Annotated in this window: 3 protein-coding genes; 1 reads left to right on the top strand and 2 read right to left on the bottom strand. The window is 63.6% G+C overall.

Annotated elements, in window-relative coordinates; translation table 11 throughout:
* Positions 1 to 2,811: response regulator (locus U9980_RS22935; RefSeq protein WP_322769835.1), on the top strand; the 2,811-nt coding region annotated here is incomplete at its 5' end.
* A 92-nt stretch (positions 2,812 to 2,903) separates the two neighbouring features.
* Here U9980_RS22935 and U9980_RS22930 read toward each other — a convergent pair.
* Both U9980_RS22930 and U9980_RS22925 read right to left on the bottom strand, forming a co-directional pair.
* Positions 2,904 to 3,845, bottom strand: a complete 942-nt coding sequence (locus U9980_RS22930; RefSeq protein WP_416210363.1) for an alpha/beta hydrolase family esterase — start codon at positions 3,843 to 3,845, stop codon at positions 2,904 to 2,906.
* Between the two features lie 171 nt (positions 3,846 to 4,016).
* Positions 4,017 to 4,502: hypothetical protein (locus U9980_RS22925; RefSeq protein WP_322769833.1), on the bottom strand; the 486-nt coding region annotated here is incomplete at its 5' end.

Here is a 4,502-nt window from a genome sequence, read left to right as displayed (position 1 = left end):
GTCCGTAACATCGCTCAGGTCACCACTGCCGTAGCCCAAGGTGATCTTTCCAAGAAGATCGATGTCGATGCGCGCGGGGAGATCCTCGAGCTCAAGACCACCATCAACACGATGGTCGATCAGCTGTCATCGTTCGCCGCCGAGGTGACCCGGGTGGCCCGTGAGGTCGGCACCGAGGGGATCCTCGGCGGGCAGGCCAAGGTCGAGGGCGTCTCCGGGACGTGGAAGCGCCTTACGGAGAACGTTAACGATCTCGCCGGAAATCTCACCCGCCAAGTGCGGGCGATCGCCGCGGTGACCAGTGCAGTCGCCACCGGCGATCTCACCCGGTCCATCGCCGTGGAGGCTCAGGGCGAGGTCGCCGAACTCAAAGACAACATCAACGCCATGGTGCAGTCACTACGTGAGACCACCCGGGCCAATCAGGAGCAGGACTGGTTGAAGACCAACCTGGCCCGCGTCTCCAGCCTGATGCAGGGAAGCCGCGATCTCACTACGGTCGCCCATCTGATCATGGACGAGCTGACTCCATTGGTCAGCGCGCAACACGGCACATTTTTCCTGACCGGATCCGGTCCAAACAGCTCCACCCTGCAGCTGATCGCCAGCTACGGCTACCAGACCCACGCCGATGTGCCGCGAGAGTTCAACGTCGGACAATCCCTGATCGGACAGGCGGCCCGGACGAAAAAACCGATCGTGGTCGAGCAGACGCCCGCCCACTATGTGAGGATTTCCTCCAGCCTCGGCCAAGCCGCGCCCGTCAGCCTTATCGTACTGCCGATTCTCTTTGAAGACCACGTCCTCGGCGTTCTTGAGCTCGCCTCCTTCACCCCGTTCACGCAAGTGCACCGGGACTTTCTGAACCAGCTGATGGAAACAATCAGCGTCAACGTCAACACCATCATCGCCAACTCTCGAACCGACGCGCTGCTGGACGAGTCGCAGCGCCTCGCCGGCGAGCTGCAGGCACGTTCCGAAGAACTGCAGGCTCGGCAGGAGGAGCTTCAGCGTTCCAACGCCGAGCTCGAAGAAAAGGCAACTCTCCTCGCCCGCCAGAATCATGACATCGAAATCAAGAACTACGAGATCGAACAAGCGCGACAGGAGATCGAAGAAAGGGCGCGACAGCTCGCCCTGGCATCGAAGTACAAGTCGGAGTTTCTCGCCAACATGTCCCACGAACTACGTACGCCGCTGAACAGCCTGCTGATTCTGGCGCGGTTGCTGGCTCAGAACCCAGCTGGCAACCTCACACCGAAGCAGGTCGAGTACGCCAACGTCATCCACTCTGCCGGCTCCGACCTTCTCCAGCTCATCAACGATATCCTGGATCTTTCCAAGGTTGAGGCTGGGAAGATCGATATCCACCTGGAGCGCTTCGCCCTGACGAAGCTGATCGAGGATGTCCAGACCACTTTCCGTCCCCTGACCACGGAGAAGGGTCTGCAGTTCACGGTCGATGTCGCTCCTGACCTGCCGGATATACTTTTCACCGACCAGCAACGTCTGCAGCAGATATTGCGCAACCTGCTGTCCAATGCGGTGAAGTTCACCGAACAGGGCGGGGTGGAACTTCGGATCCGGATGGCCGATGGCAGCGTGCTCGGCCGCGAGTGGCGTAGGGCCATGATGTTCTCCGTGATCGACACCGGCGTCGGTATAGCCGAAGAGAACCTGGACAAAGTGTTCGGAGCCTTTCAGCAGGGCGATGGCACCACCAGCCGTAGATACGGCGGAACCGGCCTTGGCCTGTCCATCTCCCGTGAGGTCGCGACCCTCCTCGGCGGTGAAATCCACGCCCAAAGTGAGTTCGAGCATGGTAGTATTTTTACCTTCTACCTGCCGCTGCCCACCTTCGACTCCGTGGTCGAAGAAATCCATGGTGCCGAAGAAAAACAAGGTGCCACAGTGCCGGCAGGTGTCGACTCGACGCCGGCGCCTGTCATAGCGTCCGGTGAGTGCCGCCTGCTCGTCGTCGAACCTGACGACAACGGTCTGCTGACCCTTCTCGCGCGCAGTGCGGCAGCCGACATTGCCGACACCCACGGGGCTGTCCACATCACCACCGCCACCGGCCCTGACGACGCCATCGGCCACCTGCTGGCAACAGCCTACCGTTGTGTCGTGCTCGACTTGGCCCTTCCCGACGCGTCCGCGTTCGCTTTCCTCGACAGAATCCGGGAACGCCCGGATCTGCAGGACATCCCGGTCCTCGCCCACCCCTCGCGGAGCACCGCCCACGAGCGGCTCGCCCAGGTCCGTTTCCGCACCCACCGCCTGGAATCGTTGCGTTCTCTAGATGATCTTCGTGAACGTATCACCTTGTACCTGTCCGCTGATCATCCGGGTAATGTGCTGCCACTCCGGGGAGCCCCGAGCGCGCCCGCGGAACTGTTGCCCGTGCCCGACACCTCGACGTACCCAGGACTACGCGACCGTACGATTCTGGTTATCGATGATGACATCCGGAACGTCTTTGCTATTACCAGCATGCTCGAACTTCACGACCTCATGGTGATCCACGCGCCTAACGGACGCATGGGCATCGATGTCCTGTTGGCGACGGCAGTCGATCTCATCCTGATGGACGTCATGATGCCTGAAATGGACGGCTACGCGACCATGGAGGTCATCCGGAACATGCCGCGCTTTGCAAGCCTCCCGATCATCGCAGTCACAGCGAAGGCCATGCAGAGCGATCGGGAGAAGTGCCTCGCTGCCGGCGCCACCGACTACATCACCAAGCCGGTCGACACCGAAGAACTGCTTGCCTGCATACACGAGCGACTCACCCATGTGGAGCGGTAAGGCGACGCGGTCAACCGAGATTCTGATCGTTGTCTGAGCCTGTCACATGTCGCAGAGGGGGGCGGTGCCGTTGTTCCCATCAGGTCCTGCGGTCAGCCGCCGGCGGGTTTGGGATGGGTGGCGAAGAAGCGCCAGATGGCGTCGGTGGCGTTCAGTGCGGCAGACGGGGGATCAAGGTGCAGCAGGCGCTCCAGCACGGGCTTGGGCTCCCCGCCCGGCCACTGGTGACCTGCCCCGGCGATGGTGATCAGCTCGACGTCGCGACCGGCGGGGCAGCGGGCCACCGACGTCGTGACCGACCCGGCCGTCTCGACCGTCGGCGCGGGGCAGTGATCGACCTCGCGCCAGGTTGCGATCAGGGACGGAACCGCAGGCCCGTTGATCTTTGCGGTGCCGTCGCCCTGGCCACCGTTGTAGGGGATGTTGTGATCGGCGGTGCCGTGAAGGTGGATGACCGCGACGGGCGCCGGCGCTGGGCACGGGCCGAGCAGGGTGGCCGAGTCCGGCCCGATGGCGGCGAACACGGTGGTGTCGCAGGCCAGCCGGTAGGCGAGCATCCCGCCGTTGGATATGCCTGTGGCGTAGACCCGGGTCGGGTCGATGGGTAGCGCGTGGCTCACGATGGCCACGAGCTGGGTGATGAAGGCCACGTCGTCGACGTTGGTGCGCCCCGGCGTACCGCAACAGCCGCCGCCCACATCCCAGGCATGGTCGAGGCCGTCGGGATAGGCGACCATGAAGTGCTGACTGTCGGCCTCGGCGTCCCAGCCGTAGGAGGACTCGGCCTGGGTTCCGCTGCCGTAACCGCCGTGGAGCATGACGACCAGCGGCACCGCGCCCGACACCGGCAGCGACGCCGGCCGGTAGAGGTGGAAGGTCCGCGCCTGCCCGCCGACGGTGATCGTCTGGGTGGACGACCCGACCGCCACCGTCTCAGTCGTCGTGGGCCGGCCGGTGCCCTCCCCCGTGGACGCACCGTGCCCGGGGGTGCATCCGGTCACCACGACGAGCAGACCGAGCACTGCTGACACCAGTGCGCGGACGGACGGCGGAGCATGCGCAACGGCGGAGTGTGGGGCCACACGCTCATTGTGGCTCTTAAATGTCAAGAATTGGTAAGAATATATGTCAGAAGTGAGTAAGCCCGACGGCGATACCAGCCGACGTGCCGGTGCCTGTCGCGAGCCGCAGATGATCATTGGATGTCACTGGCGGGCGACCTTCTCGGCGACCTGGCTTATCACGTTCTGCTCCCGCGTCCGGTCCGGGACGCCGTTGATCTGACCAAGCACGATAGTGCTCTCGACACGGTCGGACCAGATGAAGATTATGTCGAAGGTAATGTGGATCTTACCGCCGTTGGCGGCGACGGTTATCGCCATGCGTACGGCCTGTGTGGCCCCGGACAGCCCGGACAGCCCGGGCAGCGCCAGCGCCGAGTCGAGCGTGACGCTCTCGCCGTTGGACGACGCTTCTTGCTCGAGCCCCCGGAGGAAGAGCCGGCCAATGCAGGTGGGCGCCTGCGGACGTCGCAGGATGACCGCGTCACGTGCCACATCCCCCGGGCGATTGATGTCCGCGGACGAGCTGACATGGGCCAGCTCGTCGGGGCTCATCAGGTCGGGACCGTCCGCCGAGTCGATGGAGTTGTCCTGGATCTCGGCGGTCGGCACGCCAAGGCACGATGCGAA

The sequence above is a fragment of the Protofrankia sp. Cr1 genome (genome assembly GCF_963555865.1).
GTDB lineage: Bacteria > Actinomycetota > Actinomycetes > Frankiales > Frankiaceae > Protofrankia.
The sequence above is the reverse complement of the archived record's forward strand: the minus strand, read 5'-3'. Positions and strand labels throughout refer to the sequence as shown.